16 protein-coding genes and 1 tRNA gene are annotated in these 16755 nt (G+C 61.3%); 10 read left to right on the forward strand and 7 right to left on the reverse strand.

Features of this window, described 5'->3' with window-relative positions; all coding sequences use genetic code 11:
- Nucleotides 1-319 precede the first annotated feature (319 nt).
- Nucleotides 320-1582 (reverse strand): translation elongation factor EF-1 subunit alpha, encoded by a 1263-nt coding sequence (gene tuf, locus C440_RS03380; RefSeq protein ID WP_008318264.1) that lies wholly within the window; start codon nucleotides 1580-1582, stop codon nucleotides 320-322.
- A gap of 923 nt (nucleotides 1583-2505) precedes the next feature.
- Here tuf and gcvT point away from each other — a divergent pair.
- Genes gcvT through gcvPB form a run of 4 tightly spaced genes read left to right on the forward strand, consistent with a single transcriptional unit; the run spans nucleotide 2506 to nucleotide 6746 of the window.
- Nucleotides 2506-3600: a glycine cleavage system aminomethyltransferase GcvT gene (gene gcvT / locus C440_RS03385; RefSeq protein WP_008318266.1), complete on the forward strand. Its 1095-nt coding sequence runs from the start codon at nucleotides 2506-2508 to the stop codon at nucleotides 3598-3600.
- Complete coding sequence (gene gcvH, locus C440_RS03390) at nucleotides 3600-3980, forward strand: glycine cleavage system protein GcvH (protein WP_008318267.1); 381 nt, start codon at nucleotides 3600-3602, stop codon at nucleotides 3978-3980. The genes gcvT and gcvH overlap by 1 nt, the downstream gene beginning before the upstream one ends.
- Before the next feature lies 1 nt (nucleotide 3981).
- Complete coding sequence (gene gcvPA, locus C440_RS03395; protein ID WP_008318269.1) at nucleotides 3982-5325, forward strand: aminomethyl-transferring glycine dehydrogenase subunit GcvPA; 1344 nt, start codon at nucleotides 3982-3984, stop codon at nucleotides 5323-5325.
- On the forward strand, nucleotides 5325-6746 hold the full coding sequence (gcvPB, locus tag C440_RS03400; RefSeq protein ID WP_008318271.1) for an aminomethyl-transferring glycine dehydrogenase subunit GcvPB: 1422 nt from the start codon (nucleotides 5325-5327) through the stop codon (nucleotides 6744-6746). The genes gcvPA and gcvPB overlap by 1 nt, the downstream gene beginning before the upstream one ends.
- Nucleotides 6747-6768: 22 nt before the next feature.
- Here gcvPB and C440_RS17640 read toward each other — a convergent pair whose 3' ends face one another.
- Entirely contained in the window at nucleotides 6769-6945 is a 177-nt protein-coding gene (locus C440_RS17640) for a DUF7838 family putative zinc beta-ribbon protein (protein WP_008318273.1), read from the reverse strand.
- Nucleotides 6946-7157: 212 nt separating this feature from the next.
- Here C440_RS17640 and C440_RS03405 point away from each other — a divergent pair, with 212 nt between their 5' ends.
- On the forward strand, nucleotides 7158-7403 hold the full coding sequence (locus C440_RS03405) for a hypothetical protein (protein ID WP_008318275.1): 246 nt from the start codon (nucleotides 7158-7160) through the stop codon (nucleotides 7401-7403).
- A gap of 710 nt (nucleotides 7404-8113) precedes the next feature.
- On the opposite strand, the gene C440_RS03415 is transcribed toward C440_RS03405, so the two are convergent.
- From C440_RS03415 to C440_RS03425, 3 genes are read right to left on the reverse strand one after another with little or no spacing between them, the layout of a single operon-like run.
- Nucleotides 8114-9109 (reverse strand): metal ABC transporter permease, encoded by a 996-nt coding sequence (locus C440_RS03415; RefSeq protein WP_008318279.1) that lies wholly within the window; start codon nucleotides 9107-9109, stop codon nucleotides 8114-8116.
- A complete protein-coding gene (locus C440_RS03420; protein WP_008318281.1) occupies nucleotides 9109-9936 on the reverse strand; it encodes a metal ABC transporter ATP-binding protein in 828 nt (275 codons plus the stop codon). The genes C440_RS03415 and C440_RS03420 overlap by 1 nt, the downstream gene beginning before the upstream one ends.
- On the reverse strand, nucleotides 9918-11021 hold the full coding sequence (locus tag C440_RS03425; protein WP_008318283.1) for a metal ABC transporter substrate-binding protein: 1104 nt from the start codon (nucleotides 11019-11021) through the stop codon (nucleotides 9918-9920). The genes C440_RS03420 and C440_RS03425 overlap by 19 nt, the downstream gene beginning before the upstream one ends.
- Before the next feature lie 135 nt (nucleotides 11022-11156).
- On the opposite strand from C440_RS03425, the gene C440_RS03430 reads away from it, so the two are divergent.
- The 5 genes from C440_RS03430 (at nucleotide 11157) to C440_RS03450 (ending at nucleotide 14143) form a co-directional block, all read left to right on the forward strand.
- Nucleotides 11157-11399 carry a glutaredoxin family protein gene (locus tag C440_RS03430; protein WP_008318286.1) on the forward strand — a complete coding sequence of 81 codons (243 nt, stop codon included), beginning with the start codon at nucleotides 11157-11159 and terminating at the stop codon, nucleotides 11397-11399.
- Nucleotides 11396-11929: a cob(I)yrinic acid a,c-diamide adenosyltransferase gene (locus tag C440_RS03435; RefSeq protein WP_008318288.1), complete on the forward strand. Its 534-nt coding sequence runs from the start codon at nucleotides 11396-11398 to the stop codon at nucleotides 11927-11929. Before C440_RS03430 ends, C440_RS03435 begins: the two co-directional genes overlap by 4 nt.
- Before the next feature lie 238 nt (nucleotides 11930-12167).
- Nucleotides 12168-12419 carry a Maf family protein gene (locus tag C440_RS03440; RefSeq protein WP_008318290.1) on the forward strand — a complete coding sequence of 84 codons (252 nt, stop codon included), beginning with the start codon at nucleotides 12168-12170 and terminating at the stop codon, nucleotides 12417-12419.
- 73 nt (nucleotides 12420-12492) lie between these two features.
- Nucleotides 12493-12567: transfer RNA gene (locus C440_RS03445), tRNA-Val, on the forward strand.
- 622 nt (nucleotides 12568-13189) lie between these two features.
- On the forward strand, nucleotides 13190-14143 hold the full coding sequence (locus C440_RS03450) for a DUF7282 domain-containing protein (protein WP_008318292.1): 954 nt from the start codon (nucleotides 13190-13192) through the stop codon (nucleotides 14141-14143).
- 141 nt (nucleotides 14144-14284) lie between these two features.
- Here the strand turns inward: C440_RS03450 and C440_RS03455 are convergent, their stop codons facing one another.
- On the reverse strand, nucleotides 14285-14656 hold the full coding sequence (locus C440_RS03455) for a hypothetical protein (protein WP_008318294.1): 372 nt from the start codon (nucleotides 14654-14656) through the stop codon (nucleotides 14285-14287).
- A 255-nt stretch (nucleotides 14657-14911) separates the two neighbouring features.
- Entirely contained in the window at nucleotides 14912-16753 is a 1842-nt protein-coding gene (locus tag C440_RS03460) for an Ig-like domain-containing protein (RefSeq protein WP_008318296.1), read from the reverse strand.
- Nucleotides 16754-16755: the final 2 nt, after the last annotated feature.

Consider the following 16755-nt stretch of genomic DNA (forward strand, 5'->3'; position numbering starts at 1 on the left):
AGCCCCCTACATTTCGGCGGCGCCCCCGAGGGTCCCGAACCAACACCACCTACCGTTCGAAAATTGGGAATCTCGGCGGTCGCGCGCAGTCGGATTCAGATCGCTCACGCGAGAGACGAAGCCATCTGTGACACCGTCTCTCGTTCGGCCGGAACGCTGTCTGGGTTCACGAGGTGCCCAGGTATTGACGTGTCGTCTGAGGGTGTTACATTCGACCCGACGCCGTGTCGCGGTCACCGACTCCTCCTTCCGAACGCACGACGTCGAGCGACCGCTGTCGTCGATGACGTGCCTCGGTAAAAACCGCGAGTTGTGCCGCTTATTCGTTGACTTCGAGCACCTTGCCGGCCGCGATGGTCTGGCCCATGTCGCGGATTGCGAAGCTTCCGAGTTCAGCAATCTCCGAGGACGGTTCGATGCTGAGCGGTTTCTGCGGACGAAGCGTGACGACGGCGGCGTCCCCGGCCTTGATGAAGTCCGGATTCTCTTCTGCAACCTCGCCCGATGCGGGGTCGAGTTTCTGGTCGATCGATTCGAACGTACACGCGACCTGCGCCGTGTGAGCGTGGATGACCGGCGTGTAGCCGGCGGTGATGACCGAGGGGTGTTGCATGACGACGATTTGGGCGCTGAACGTCTTGGCGACCGACGGCGGGTCGTCGGCCGGGCCGCACACGTCTCCGCGGCGGATATCGTCTTTGCCGACGCCGCGGACGTTGAACCCGACGTTGTCGCCCGGTCCGGCCTCGGGGACCTCCTCGTGGTGCATCTCGATCGTCTTGACCTCGCCACCGGCGTCAGACGGCATGAAGCGGACGTTGTCTCCTGTCTTCAGAACCCCCGTTTCGACGCGCCCGACCGGAACGGTTCCGATACCGGAGATAGTGTACACATCCTGAATCGGGACGCGAAGCGGGGCGTCGGTCGGTGGCGACGGCTCCGGAAGATTGTTGAGCGATTCGAGCACCGTCGGCCCGTCGAACCACGACATGTTCTCCGACGATTCGGCGATATTGTCGCCCTCGAACGCCGAGATGGGGATGAAGCCGGCGTCGTCGGAGTTGAACCGCACCTGATTCAGGAGCTGTTGGACCTCCTCTTTGACCTGCTTGTAGGAGTCTTCGCTGTAATCGACGACGTCCATCTTGTTGACTGCGATGATGAGTTCCTCGATGCCGAGCGTGCGCGCGAGGAAGACGTGCTCGCGGGTCTGCGGGGCGACGCCGTCGTCGGCCGCGACGACCAAAATCGCGTGGTCGGCCTGCGACGCGCCCGTAATCATGTTCTTCACGAAGTCGCGGTGACCGGGCGTATCGACGATGGTGAAGTAGTATTTGTCCGTGTCGAACCGTTGGTGTGCGATGTCGATGGTGACGCCGCGTTCGCGTTCTTCGGCGAGGTTGTCCATGACGTAGGCGAACTCGAAGCCCGACTTGCCCTTGGACTCCGCTTCCTCGCGGTGCTGTTCGATGATGTGTTCCGGTACGCTACCTGTCTCGAACAAGAGTCGGCCAACGAGCGTCGATTTCCCGTGGTCAACGTGTCCGATGATGGCTAAGTTTTGGTGTGGTTTGTCTGCCATGGATACTCAGGGCACTGTCGCCCAGTTTGGTAAAATATGACACGCAGGGGTAAATCCGTTTCCCGGGAAACGACGTATTTCGTCGGTCAATCGAACGGCGGCGCTCGTTCGGTAGCCACTGCAAAACGCGTCTTCGTGCGCGGTCGTCGCTCGCCGGGCGACGTTGCTCGGTGGTCGGTGTTGTTGCCGACGGTTCGACTCTCAAATCGGTCGCGGGGCCGACCGGACGTTAGCACGCGCTTAACCCGGGGAGTCAGTCACACCGGAAAACGACTGTACAAAAGACCGTTCGAAAGTGGAGACGCAACTGGTGCGTAACGCAGAACCCTCAGAGACTGCGCATCGCGGCCGCCATATCAGCGAACGTGGCCGTGCGACGAACGGATGGCTTGTGTGCGTCAACGTCCTCGGAATTTGCTCTTACAACAATCATAGTAACTACTTCTATCGAATGGATAATAAATATATTTGAGATTATTATCTATTATAGTTCTCCAATTCACACGCTTGTCGAGCAACACGGTGACGAATCCGGTTGTTACTGGCCTGTGACCAAACAGAGGACCACCCTGCCCGATGAAATTTGTTGTCGATAACGCGTTAGTGTGGAATGTCAGTCAGCAGACGAAGCGACCACCGAGTAACACCGGAGAAACACCACGGTCTATTTTAAACGCCATTGCACGCGAAGAGCCTCTTGAGTAGGTCTGGATTGCCCGGTAATAGATTCGATATCGTCACACGCAGTTTATAGTCTGATTCGCGGCGGAGTCTCGGGTTACAGTTGGGTGGCAGTTTTCGCCACTCGGGTTGCGGGTTTGTGGTGTTTTTTCCGGGTCGTGAGCGCCAGTTAGTGCAAGAATATGCACACACCGCGAGAGAAGATACCAAAGCATTACTTATCGTAGTTCGCAGTGGCCCGTATGGGCCTTCGAAAGCCGCCGTTGTACGACGTCCACGCAGACGCTGGGGCGACGTTCACCGAGTTCGGCGGATGGGACATGCCGGTGGAGTACGACTCCATCAAGGCAGAACACGCGGCCGTCCGCGAGTCCGTCGGCATCTTCGATGTTTCGCACATGAGCGAACTCGAAGTGTCCGGGCCGGACGCGACCGCGCTGATGCAACGCCTGACGACGAACGACGTGACGGCCCTCGACCCGGGTGATTCGCAGTACTCGGCCATCGTGAACGACGAGGGCGTCATCATCGACGACACCGTCGTCTACCGACTACCGGACCGAGACGACCGGGTCTATCTCTTCATTCCGAACGCCGGTCACGACGAAGAGATGTACGACCGGTGGACCTCGTACCGCGACGAGTGGGACCTCGATGCCACCGTCGAGGATGTCACCGAAGACTGGGCTATGTTCGCGGTACAAGGGCCTGGTGCACTCGGTACGGTTTCCGAGGCCGCACCCGACGCCAGTCCGGACGACCTCTCGAAGTTCCAAGCGACGTTCGCCGACGTGGCCGGCGTCGAGTGCTGGGTCGCCCGAACGGGCTACACCGGCGAAGACGGCTTCGAGATTCTCTGTCCGTGGGACGACGCCGAGACCGTGTGGTCGGCGCTGGACGCCACCCCGTGTGGACTCGGCTCCCGCGACACGCTCCGACTGGAGATGGGATTCCTGCTCTCCGGACAGGACTTCGACCCAGAAACTGAACCTCGAACACCCTACGAAGCCGGTATCGGCTTCGTCGTCAAACTGGACACTCAGTTCGTGGGCCGCGACGCCCTCGAACAGCAACAGGAGGCGGGCATCGACGAGACGTTCGTCGGTGTCACCCTCCTCGACCGGGGCGTCCCCCGACACGGGTACGACATCGCCACCGAAGACGGCGACGTCATCGGCGTGGTGACGAGCGGGACGATGAGTCCGACGCTGTCGGAACCCATCGGTCTCGGCTACGTACCCGTCGAATACGCCGCGGACGGAACGAACGTCTCCATTCTCGTCCGCGGCCGTGAGAAGCGCGCAGAGATAGTCACACCTCCCTTTATCGACCAATAATGTTCGAAATTCCCGACGACAGAAAGTACCTGGAATCGCACGAATGGACCACCACCGAAAGCGACACCGCCCGCATCGGTATCTCCGACTTCGCACAGGACGAGCTGGGCGACGTCGTCTTCGTCGAACTCCCCGAGGAAGGCGACGAACTCTCCGCTGGCGATGAGTTCGGCGTCATCGAGAGTATCAAGGCGGTTTCGGACCTTTACGCGCCCATCTCGGGAACGGTCACCGCGGTCAACGAAGACCTGTTCGACGCGCCCGAACTCGTCAACGACGACCCCTACGGCGACGGTTGGATGTTCGAGATAGAGCCGTCCGACGCGGACGAGTTCGATAGCCTCCTCTCTCCGGAGGAGTACCGCGAGCAGACGGAGTGAGATGACGGCTGGAAACGGACGGCGGGCCGGAAGCCCGTACGCTCCACACACCGACGCCGACGAAGCCGCGATGCTAGACGCAATCGGCGTCGAAAGCGTCGAATCGCTCTTCGATATACCCGAAGAAGTCCGCTTCGATGGCGAGTTTGGCATCGACGGCATGGACGAGAAAGCGCTTCGACAGTCGCTTTCGGACCTCTTCGCCCGCAACGAGGACTTGACCGAGTTCCTCGGTCGCGGCCACCACGCTCACTACGTGCCGGCGCTCGTCTCCGACCTCTCCCGTCGCTCGGAGTTCCTGACCTCCTACACGCAGTACCAGCCAGAGGTCACGCAGGGATTCCTGCAGGTGCTCTTCGAGTACCAGTCGATGCTGGTCGAACTCACCGGCCTGCCGGTTGCGAACTGCTCGATGTACGACGCCGCGACCGCCCTCGCAGAGGCCGCGCTTCTCGCAAACCGGCTTCGGCGCGGCGCGAGCGGCCACCGCGTGCTCGTCCCAGCACACATCCAAGACGGTCGCCTCGGCGTCCTCGAAAACTACCTCGGCGGCTCGGACATGGAAATCGGCTCATACCCGATGGACGACGGCGCGGCCGACGTGGACGCGCTTACGGACCTCGTAGACGACGAAACCGTGATGGTCTACGCCGAGAGTCCAACCGTCCGCGGCGTCATCGAAGAGCGACTCGCGGATATCGGCGACCTCGCCCACGAGAACGACGCGCTGTTTTGTCTCGGAAGCGACCTCGTCGCGCTAGCGCTCCTCGAAGAACCCGCGAGCGTCGGTGCCGACGTCGTCGTCGGCGAAGCCGGCGCGCTTGGTCTCGGGACGGCCTACGGGATGGGTCTCGGTATCTTCGCCACCCGCGAGGAGTACCTGCGGCAGGTTCCGGGCCGACTCGTCGGCGCGTCGGAAGACGCCGCAGAGAAGCGAGCCTTTACCCTGACGCTCCAGACCCGCGAACAGCACATCCGCAAGGAGCGTGCAACCTCGAACATCTGTACGAATCAGGCGTGGGTTGCGCTTCGAACCGCCATGCACATGGCGTGGCTCGGCCCGGACCGCCTCGTCGATCTCGCTACGGACGCCGTCACCGACGCGCGCGAGCTTGCAGGCCGCCTCGACGACCTCTCGGGCGTGAAGGCGCCGATTTACGACCGCTACCACTTCCGTGAGTTCGTCGTCCGAACCGACCAACCCGCACCCGCGATCACGAACGACCTCGCGGGGCGTGGCTTCGCGGTGCACGCCCTCGACGACCACCACATCCAAGTCTGTATCACCGACGTGAACGCCGACGCCGCGGACGAACTGGTCGCGGCCTTCGAGGAGGTAGTCTGATGAACTTCGACCAAGCCCGATTCAGCCGCGACGACGTGTACGAGCCGCTTCTGTCCGAAAAGGACAGCACCACCGTCGAGGTCGATTCGGAGGGCGTCCTCCCCGACGACCTCACCCGCGACGAACTCACGCTCCCTGGGCTTTCGGAGCCGCAACTGGCGCGTCACTACACGCGCCTGTCGCAGATGAACTACAGCGTCGAGCTCGGGCCGTACCCGCTCGGGTCGTGTACGATGAAGTACAACCCCTCGTTCACCGAGGATGTCGCGGCCGACCCCAACGCCGCCGTTCACCCCGACCGCTCCGACCGAACGATTCAGGGAACACTCGGCTTGCTCCACGGACTTCAGGAGCACCTCGCCGACATCGGTGGAATGGACGCCGTGACGCTCCAACCACCGGCGGGTGCCGCGGGCGAGTTCACGGGAATCCTCGTCGCAAAAGCGTACCACGAGTCCCGAAACGATGACCGCTCGGAGATTATCATCCCCTCGTCGGCCCACGGGACGAACTTCGCGTCCGCCGCGATGGCCGGTTACGACGTGGTCGAACTCCCCTCGGACGACGACGGCCGCGTCGATATGGAAGCGCTCGACGCCGCTATCTCCGAGGAGACGGCGGCACTCATGCTCACGAATCCGAACACGCTCGGTCTGTTCGAGCGCGACATCATCGAAATCGCCGAGATGGTCCACGGCGCGGGCGGCCTGCTCTACTACGACGGCGCGAACCTCAACGCCCTCTTAGGCCGCGCTCGCCCCGGAGACATGGGCTTCGACATCATGCACTACAACGTCCACAAGACGTTCGCCACGCCGCACGGCGGCGGCGGTCCCGGTGCCGGCCCAGTCGGCGTCGTCGAAGACCTCACCGAGTTCCTGCCGAGTCCGATGGTCCGCGAAACCGCCTCTGGCTACGAGCAGTACGAACCCGAATCGTCCATCGGCAAGGTTCACGGCTTCACCGGCAACTGGTTGGTGCTCGTCAAGGCGTACGCCTACATCGCTCGCCTGGGTGACAGCGGTCTCGCCGACTCCAGCGCCAAGGCTGTGTTGAACGCTAACTACCTCGCCTCGCAGGTCGATTTGGAGGTTCCGTATGGACCGTTCCACCACGAGTTCGCGGCGACCGCCGGCGACAGAGACGCCGCCGACGTCGCAAAGCGCATGCTCGACTACGGCGTCCACCCGCCGACGACGAAGTGGCCCGAACTCGTCTCGCAGGCGATGCTCACAGAACCCACGGAAGTCGAGGATAAGGCGTCCTTAGACGACCTCGCACACGCGTTCAACGCCGCGTACGCTGACGCCGACGAGGTGCTCGAATCTGCGCCCTCGAAGACGAGCGCTCGCCGCATCGACCAGGTGTCCGCGGCCCGGGACCCACGTCTTTCGTGGCAGGCGCTCGAACAGGACGAATAACGAAAAATCTCTTTTTCGGCGGTTACGCTTCGGCGTTGGCGTAGGTCTCCACGTCGTCGGTGATGTGGATGTAGCCGTAGTCGCACTCGGTGCAGTGCCACTTGGTCTTCTTACCGAGGTGAACGAGCATGCTGGCGGCGAGGTAGAACGTGTCGTTACCGCAACCCGGGCATTCGCGTTCGATTTCGAGGTCGCTCATACCCGGTTTCTGTCGGGGTCGTTGTTGAAGATATTGGTTCGTCAGCGGGTGTTTAACAGCGTGATAAATCAAATAGTGCGATATGAAATTCAGTCCTGAACTGAAAACTCGACAGGTGCCCGATAGAGGGGTGTTTCTACTGTTCCAATGACGAATACCGCAGAAGTGTCGGCAATTCTATTGTACGAGCAACCAAACTCCCGTACGAAGCGATGACGGATACACTCACGAAGATCAAAGCGCGCTTGCTCACCTTCGACGTGGACGCGTGGAATCACCCACGGCGGGCACAGTTACTCTCCGTACTGTTTCTCGCTTTCGGTGGCGTGGTGAGCCTTCTCCTCCAAACGGAACTGGCTCACCGAGGGTACACCGTCGAACCGCGTGGTGTATTCACGGTCCTAATTATGCTTAGCGTTCAAATCGTCGGTCTCGTCGGACTTGCAGTACTCGATTGAAGGTCCGGTCGCGCGTGAATCTCCGCGGCGGTTACCTCTCGGTACCGAGCACTAGGTATCATCGGTGCCACGTATTTGTGTTTCAGCACCATCGGCGGAGTCTGGTCAGCAGTGGTGTACCCGCTTTCGTCGCTCTTGTTCACCGGAAGTTCCTTTTCACGGGTGAGTTTGCGAACGACCGCTTTTTCGCTCTTGGGTCTTCAGTACTTCCCACATGGGTCCGCTACACAGGTCGGCTCAACCCATCCACTACGTATTATCTTGGGCAAGAGTGGCTAGTCACAGTATTCGGCCCTCCCAAGCAAGACGTTGGTCTCTTCCCGAACCTGTTCGGCCTCCTCGTGCTCATTCTGCTCGGCACATTGCCACTCATCTGGGGCTATCGGCGGTTCGAGCAAGCTGACCTGAGCTGAGCTGAGACACGCTGGGGAAGACAGCAGTCACCAACGATTCCCACGTATTGTCTGGCTCTCTTTACTGTCTATCGCACAACCCCGAGACGAACGTCGATGTCACCGGACGATTCGGTCGAGTTCGTTCGTTATCGCTCTCGCCCGCTGTTCGTATAACTCACCCTCCGGGTCGTACCAAAACGGAAGTGCCGGCACGTCAACCTTGTGTGTCTGAGCGATACCGTCGGAGCGACAGCGATGAAGGCGACGACAGGCGCGAATACGCCGTCGATGCGTAGTAATAGAATTAGTGACTAGTTACGCGTCGCTGGAGTCGATGCTTCCCAGTTCGGGGACGGAATCGTCGCTCGCGCGTTCCTGTAGTTTGCCGGCGATGACGGAGACGGTGTAGATGGCGACCGCGACGAGGACGATAACGCCCCCGGCGGTTGCGCCGCCGTAGTACGACAGGCCGATTCCGAGGAGAACCGCGAGTTCAGCGAGGACCACGGAGACCAGAAGCGACTGGGTGAAACTCTTCGAGACCTGCGCCGCGCCCGCGACGGGGACGACGAGCATCGCGGCGACGAGGATGACGCCCATAATCTGCATCGCACCGACGACGACTAGCGCGGTGAGCATGACCATCACGCGGTTGTACCACGTGACCGAGATACCGGAGACCGCGGCCGCGGTTTCGTCGAAGGTGACGTAGAGCAGTTGGTTTCGAGTGAGCGCAATCGTTGCGACGATGATGCCGAAGAGAACGAGGAGGATAGCCGCGTTCTCGGCGGAGACCGTCGAGAGGTTCCCGAAGAGATACTGGTTGATGCCGACTGCGAGACCGCCCGCGTTGAGGCTGATGAGCACCGTCCCCAGCGCGAACCCGGTCGAGAGGACGATTGCCATCGACACGTCGTTGTAGGCGTCGGTCGCCTCGGAGATGAGTTCGATGAGGAGCGCCGCGATGACGGCGACGACGACGGCGGTTAGATACGGCGAGACGCCGAGGCTGAACACGCCGTTGAGGAACAGGCCGACGGCGACGCCGGCGAAGGCAGTGTGTGCTAGTGCGTCGCCGATGAGCGCGAGCTGTCGGTGGACGAGGAACGTTCCGATGAGGGGAGCCATCACGCCGATACAGAGTCCGACGAGGATGGCGCGGTGCATGAACTGGTACTGGAGGAACTCCAATCCAGTCGCGTCGTACAGGCCGAACATCGCCTTCGACCAAAGCGAGAGGAGCCAGTAGAACGGCGCGAGAACCGCATCTAAGGGTCCGGCCTGTAACAGGGCAAACAGTTCGACGTGCATCAGATATCACCCATGACCGTCGCGGCCGTCCCGAACGCCCGCGCGAGCGCGTCGCTCTCGACGAAGTCGTCGGTCGGCCCGTCGAAGTAGACTTCGCGGTTGAGACAGATGATGCGCTCAGCGTGGTCGGTGACTGCGCCGAGGTCGTGTTCGATGAGGAGGATGGTGATGCCCTCGTCGTTGAGCGATTCGAGCAGGTCGTAGAACGCATCGACGGACTCGGCGTCAACGCCGACGGTCGGCTCGTCCAAGACGAGGAGGTCGGCTTCTCCGGCGAGCGCGCGGGCGATGAACGCACGCTGGCGCTGGCCACCTGAGAGTTGGGTCACGCGTCGGTTAGCGAAATCTGACATGCCGACCGTAGCGAGCGCTTCATCCACGATTTCGTGGTCTTCGGCCGAGAGGATTCCGAAGCCGACGTGTGGGAATCGCCCCATCTTCACGACTTCGCGCACCGTGATGGGCATCTCCTTCGAGGCGCTCGCGTGCTGGGCGACGTACCCGATTCGAGCGCCGTCGTCGAACGAGTGCGATGGCTCGCCGAAGAGCGTCGCAGACCCCTCGTCAGGGCGGAGCAAGCCAAGGATGAGCTTCATCAGCGTGGATTTCCCTGACCCGTTCGGGCCGACGATAGCGACGTACTCACCGGGCGTGATCCGAATCGAGATATCTTCGACGACCGGCGCGGCGGTGTAGCCGAACTCGACGTCCGACAGTTCGACGAGCGGGTCTGCCGGCGTCGAGTCGGCGTCTTCGCTCGACTTCGAGTCGAGTTCCGCGTCGTCGTGTTCTTCGTCGGTCAGGACGCTCATTCGAAGTTCCTCCATTCGTCGTCCCAGCCGTCGTAGCCCACCTCAGACGGGGACTTGTTGCCGAGGACGACTTCGAAGGTGGGCATGTTGATTTTGTACGCGATTTCCTCGTAGCCCCAGTTGTTCTCGACCCAGTCCTTGCGGACGCCCGCGTACGGGGTCACGGGGTAGTACGCCTCCACTTCGGTCTCGGCGATCAACTGTTTCGCAGGCTTTCGCGTCTCGAAGACGCCGGCACCGATGTACTTGATGTCGTTTTCGTCGATGACGTGCTTTGCTTCCGTGATGTCCGATGGCTTGACGTCGCCGCTGGCGGCGAGGTTGACGACGAGCGGGCGCATCTCGACGCCGTACCGGACGCCGATGTACTGGAACGCGTTGTGGGCGGCCAGTTGGACGACTTTTCGGGATGCCCTGTCGAAGATGTCTTGGTAATCTTGGTCGATGCGTTCGAGCACGTCGGACTTGTAGGCCGATGCGTTCTCGCGGAACGTGTCCTCGTGGTCGGGTGCGAGTTCGACCAAGCCGTCGGTGATGTTATCGACGGACGTCTTCGCGCGCTGTGGGTCGAGCCAGAAGTGCGGGTCCTTGCCGCGGCCCTCGCCGACGCCTTCTTCGTCTCTGTCGAGACTAGCCGCGAGTTCGACGAGTTCGACGCCCTCGCGGACGTTGATGAGTTGCGTATCGACGTCGTCGTCTTTCAGGGTCTGAATCGCGCGGTCGGCCCACGGCTGGAAGTCCTTGCCGACGTGGATGAACGCGTCCGCCTCGATGATGTCGCGTGTGACGCTCGCGTCGGGTTCCCAGCCGTGACCGTGGAGTCCCGTCGGGATGAGGTTCTTCACCGTGACCGGGGTGTCTTTTGCGATTTTTCGAGCGAAGTCGTAGAAACTGAAGAAGGATGCGACGGCGACAGGACCGCTTTCGGAGTCAGAGTCGGAGCCGGAGTCAGAATCGCGTCCGGAATCCGAGTTCCCACTACTGACGGTGCTCGAACCACCGAGACAGCCAGCGAAACCGGTGGTGGCGAGACCGGCGCCCGCAGTGAGAAGTGTTCTACGTGAAACAACTGCGTTCGTCAAGCGACTTTTATCATCCATCGTGATTATGGATAGGCGATACCCATCATATATATTTGCTGTTCTAAGTTCTTGTTTAGACTAGTCTAATTTAGGCCAGGGCGGAGCGCGCAGGCGGTGCAAATCTCTTTCCCGGGGCGTGCCCAACGTCGGTACATGGGAATCGAGTTGTACGCCTTGGATGGCTGTCCGTATTGCGAGGCGGTCCACGACGCGCTTTCGACCGCCGGGGTGGACTACGAGACACACTGGGTCGATGCGCTTCACTCCGAGCGCGACGAGGTAAAACGAGTAAGCGGCCAGCGTGGTGTTCCCGTTCTCGTCGATGACGAACAGGGTGTGACGATGCCCGAAAGCGAAAACATCCTCCAGTATATCAACCGGACACTCGCACAATGAAAGTCTACACCGGCCGCGGCGACGAGGGAATGACCGACCTGCGGGATATGACCCGCGTGTCGAAAACGAGCCACCGAATCGAGGCGTACGGCACCGTAGACGAAGTAAACGCTCTCGTTGGGACCGTCCGCCCGACCGGCTACGACGACGTGGACGAAGTTCTCGAAACGATACAGAACCACCTCCACATCGTGCAGGCGGACCTCGCAAACCCCGACCCCGACGACGACGACCCGAAGATACGCGAATCGCACGTCGAGACGCTCGAAGCGAACATCGACACGGCAGACGAAGAACTCGACCCGCTTACGTCGTTTATTCTCCCCGGCGGGAGCGAAACCGGCGCGAAACTCCACCACGCCCGAACCGTCTCCCGCCGTGCGGAACGCCGTGCCGTCTCGCTCGCCGCCGAAGAACGCGTCAACGCCGACGTCGTCGCTTATCTCAACCGGCTTTCGGACGCGCTTTTCGTCTACGCGCGACTGGTCAACAAACGCGACGGTGTGCCCGAGGAGTCGCCGACGTACTAACTGTACCGACGGCACAGACGCTCACGAAGGATAGAGAGTCCAGGACGGACGAATCGTGCCCACGGTATCGCCGCCCCGGAGGGCCAGACGCTAACTGGGGCCGACAACCTCGCGGTGGTCGGTGTTCCCAGTTTTAGGTACGCCTAAGAATTACAAAAGTGTATCGCTCCTTCGCCGGAAATTGATGCACGGTACCAATTAGCATGATTGTTTTCTCGTTCTCCCGGCTATATCTGGTATGAACCGACACTTCACCGACGCGAGATACTACTTCCGCCGTGGACTGGAACACCTGTACACCGGTGTCGTCGAGGAGACGGCCCCGCTCCGACGTCAGTTGCTGGAAGCGCTCGGACGCGAAGTTGACACCGAGAAACCGGAGCCGCAGACGCCTCGGGAGCGGGTCGAACACGGTGCTCGCCGGGCGGCCACACAGAGCAGACGGGCAGTTCGGCGCGTCCGCCGGCGCGTGCGCCAACCGGAGCAGTAGGCCTGCTTTCTGCCCCTAATCGGGGCACAACGTAAGTCTTAATTGGCGGCGCGGAAAACCAGAAATCGGAGCCGGGTTGGTGGTCTAGCTAGGTTATGACGGCTCCTTCACACGGAGCAGGTCGGCAGTTCGAATCTGCCCCAACCCATTTTCTGATTTCTCGCAACGACGAGCGATAGCGAACAGAGTGAGCGGAGCGAGGAGTTCGTGGAATCGAACGTGGCCACGGGCGCTTCGAACTCGGGAGCGACTGGAAGGAGTGACCAAGGTTCGAATCTGCCCCAACCCATCAATTCTCTTGGCGCAATTGAAAGAGACGAAGCGACGGGACTGTCTACCGGGTAGACCAAGGACAATCCAGTAAGAACACGATGAATGAGCGTCGAGGCCTTCGACTGTCACGCAAACGAAAGGCACCACTCCCGTCTACGAATCGCGCCGCCCGCCGAGAGTGAACGAAAGAGTCCGGGTTCACAAACTACCACACTCCACCGACCGTTTCTATATCAGGAAAATAATATTTTTGAGATAATTCTCGGTCTAAACCGGCACCTAACGTCCTATTCTGACAATTAAATAGAATAGTCTCGTGTGAAATATCACGCCGAGCTGACTGTCGCCGAAAAACTGGTCAGAATGCCCACCGTATCCGATTCAGTGACCGACTAACCCCGTACACCATCAGGTAAGTTGATAGTCGAGTCACGAAGTTTCTAAAACTATCTCGTCACTTTTTGTCCTCTGCTCAAGTAGAGTATCATCGCAGACACATGAATACACGAGCACGAATTGCGGGAGTTCTCGTCGTCGTCGCCATCGTCACGGCGTCGGCGGCAGGCATCGGTCTCGCGGCGACTGGGAGCGCCACCCAGGCGGTCGCACAGCCGACGACTTCCGCGGTCGAAGGTCCGCACGCACAGGCACACAGCCAGATGCAGTCGAAGCACTGTACGTATCCAGCCAACGAGAGTTACGAGTCGTTCGAGGTATCGAACCTCTCCGCACCGTCAGCCGTCGAATCGGGTGACCAGATAACGGTCATGGCCGACATCACCAACCCGAACGACGCGCCGATGATTCAGTGCGTCGAGTTCCGACTCGAAGGTGACGTCGTCGTCCGCACCGGGTGGGCGCTGAACCCGAACGAGACGGAGACCATCTCGTTCGACGTCAACACGACCGGACTCGAAGACGGAACCTACATCCACGGCGTCGAGACGCGCGACCGCGGCGAACTCGCCACGATTACCGTGGGCGAAGCACCCACACCCGCCGAGCCAACGGCCTCGGTTACCTTCGAGAACCAAACCACGGACGGAACGGCGGTGACCGTCGCGCACGCGAACCTCTCAGACGGCGGCTACATCGCGATTCTCGACAAGAACGGGTCGGTCCTCGGTGCGACCGAGTACCTCGAACCGGGCGAGCAGACGAACGTCACGGTGTCGCTCGCCGAACCGCTGAACGAGAGCACGATGCTCACCGCGCAGGCGCACCTCGACACCAACGACAACCAGATGCTCGACTTCCTCACGTCCAACGGGACCGAAGACGGTCCGTACACGATGAACGGGACGCCCGTCACCGACGACGCGTACGTAACTATCGGTGACGTCGAACCGCCGACCGAAGAGCCACCGACGAACGTGACGGTCACGCCGCCGACTGAGGTGCCGCCGACGAACGAAACGAACGAGTCAGAGACGAACGAGACCGAGGTCTGAAACACCACGCAGTCTATTTTTTCGACCTGAATTCGATACTCAGGAGTGTTTAAAGACGAGTCGGGAGCGTCGAAGACGGGCCGGGAGCGGCGGGTGATACGCAGGCCCGATTGGGTATCGCATCGTTCTTCTCGGTAGCACTCACCGGCCGAGCGCCGCCAGAATCTCCTCGGGAACGCTGAGCAGTCCGTACCAGACGAGCAGGACGACGAGAACCGTATAGCCGACCGAGATGAAGAAATCCTTGGCGAGACGGCCGGTCGTGTACGGTTCGGCCTCCGACGAGATCGCATCGACAGCACCCTTGTGGAGCAACACGAAGCCGACGACGTTCGTCAGCCAGTACCCCGCGATGACACCGGGGAGGAACCACTGCCGCGAGATGAGGCTCACGGCGACTCCGAACGCGTAGGCGAGTGGCAGGTTGACGACGAGGTCGTTCCACCACGAAAGCGGGGAGAGAACGAAGCCGATGACGGCGAGAAGACCACCTTTGACGCGCCGTGCTTCCATCCCAATAGATGGAACGGCCACCGACAACAAGATTGTGACATAGTGTCACGACTATCTCGGAAGATGTCGTATCGGCGGCGTTCGAGTCACGACAAGCGGTGCGGCACGGAAAGGGTGACAGCACGGAATGAGGCGAAGCGGAGTGGCAACACCGAGTGAGCCGAATGGAGCACTGAAACGAGACGGAGCAAAAAACACCGGTTGTGGCCGGTGGCTGGACTGTTCAGGAGTGCAGTTCAGGTCTACTTCCCGAGGCTAGTTCGAATCGGTGGAATTGTTGGTGCCGTCGTCTTCCCAGAGCGTGACGAGGATAACCGCGTCCTGGAGGTCGTACGCTCTGCTCCATTGATTCGTCGTCCCGAGTTCGAACAGGAAAATGGCCTGGTTGTCGTCCAGTGCCATCGTCTGTCCGTCCTCGCTGATATACGGCTCGACGAACTCTTCGGCGTCGTCTTGACCGTTGTACCCTTTGATTTCGGGGACTGGGTCACCGTTTCGAAGGACGGCGACCTGTCCGTGGTCGACCGACGAGTCCGCCGTGACGTAGCCGTCGGCGGACGCGACGATATGGACACCATCCCCGGCGTTTCCGGCCGCGCTGAACGACCGCTTTTGGCCGTCGTTGACGTTCTCCCATCCCGCAGGCGAGTGAGTGTCGTCGCCGACGACGAACGTCACTTCGACGGGAACGTCTCTGTTGCCGCTCTTGATGGCGCTTCCGAGCAGTTCGAAGTCGCCGTTGAAGTCTACAGCGGTGACAACGGACCCGTCGTCGATGACGAAGTCGTCTTCGTTGACCGGAGCGGAGTCGTCTTCGGGGGCAGGCGTCGGGTCTGGCTCGGGTGTTGGCGCGGGCGTCGGGTCAGGGTCGGGCGTCGGGTCCGGACTCGGCGTCGGCGTCACGTCATCGACGTTTCTGACGTTGTAGCTGTTTTCGAACCCGCGGACTTCGAGCGGGATAGTCACCGTCGAACCGGGACCGTTTGCGCCGTCGAGCGCGATGGTGACGGTGTCCGACTCGATGTTGGTGATGCCGTCAGGAGCGGTGTACGTGAACTGGGCGCGGCCCGATTCGTCGGTGACGGCCGACCCGCCGTCAAGTGGCGTCACGGTGCCGCCGAGGGGCGTCGTCGATTGCGCCGTCAACCTCGCACCGGCGACGGGTGCACCGTATCGGTCGAATGCGCGGACGACGAGAGTTTCACTGCCGCCGGCGGGAACCGCCGAGTCTTCGCCCTGAACCGCGACGGCGTAGGTCGCCGGGTCGGGGTCGAGCGCCTCGCCGACGCCGAGTCGGGCGATGCGGAAGTCGTACTGGACACCGGCGTCGAGTTGGATGGTGACGAGCGCGTGGTCACCGCTCGGCGTGTACGAGGCGACCTGTGCGTGGGGTTCGTCGGCCATGAGGTCGGCCCACGCGTCTTCGGGCAGGGACGTCGGCACCGAGATGCGTATCGGGTCGGTCGCGTTGTAGACCGGAAGCGACTCCGAGCGAACCGAGACCGGTGCGAGCGAAACCGTCTCGCCCGCGGTCGTGTGACCGTCGAGACCGCCTTCGAAGAAGACGAGCGTGACGGTGGTTCCGCTGACGAGCGACTGGCGCTGGACGACTGTGTTGCCGTCGTCTTCGAGGTACGAGACGCCGCTTTCGATGAACAACTTCGCCTCGTCGCGTTCGGCGTAGTCGGGGTGGTAGACGATTGCGTTCGTCGTGTACGTCTGGGTCGAGCCGTTCCAGAAGACCGATTCGGGACCGCTTGCCGAGACGCCGGTAAGCGTGACCGAGTCGGCACCGTCGGCGCGGAACGTGCCGGTTCTGTCCGGTGGTGAGACCACGAGGTACCGTTCGGGGTACGAGACGCCGGTATCGACGGCGACGCGGCCGTCAGAGTCCAAGCCCGAGGCGCGGAATATTTCGGCGTCGAGCGACGTGAGGTCGGACGAGACGCTGGCGCTGTGGTCCGCTTCGTCGCCGGCGGTCCAGACGGGCGTTCCCGCGAGTTGGACCATCGCAACGACCGAGACGACGAGTCCGAACGCGAGGATAACGCTGACGATTTCGGAGACGCCGCGGTCGGTCGGGGTGCGTTGTGTCATGA

This window comes from Haloferax mucosum ATCC BAA-1512 (assembly GCF_000337815.1).
In the GTDB taxonomy this organism is placed as follows: domain Archaea; phylum Halobacteriota; class Halobacteria; order Halobacteriales; family Haloferacaceae; genus Haloferax; species Haloferax mucosum.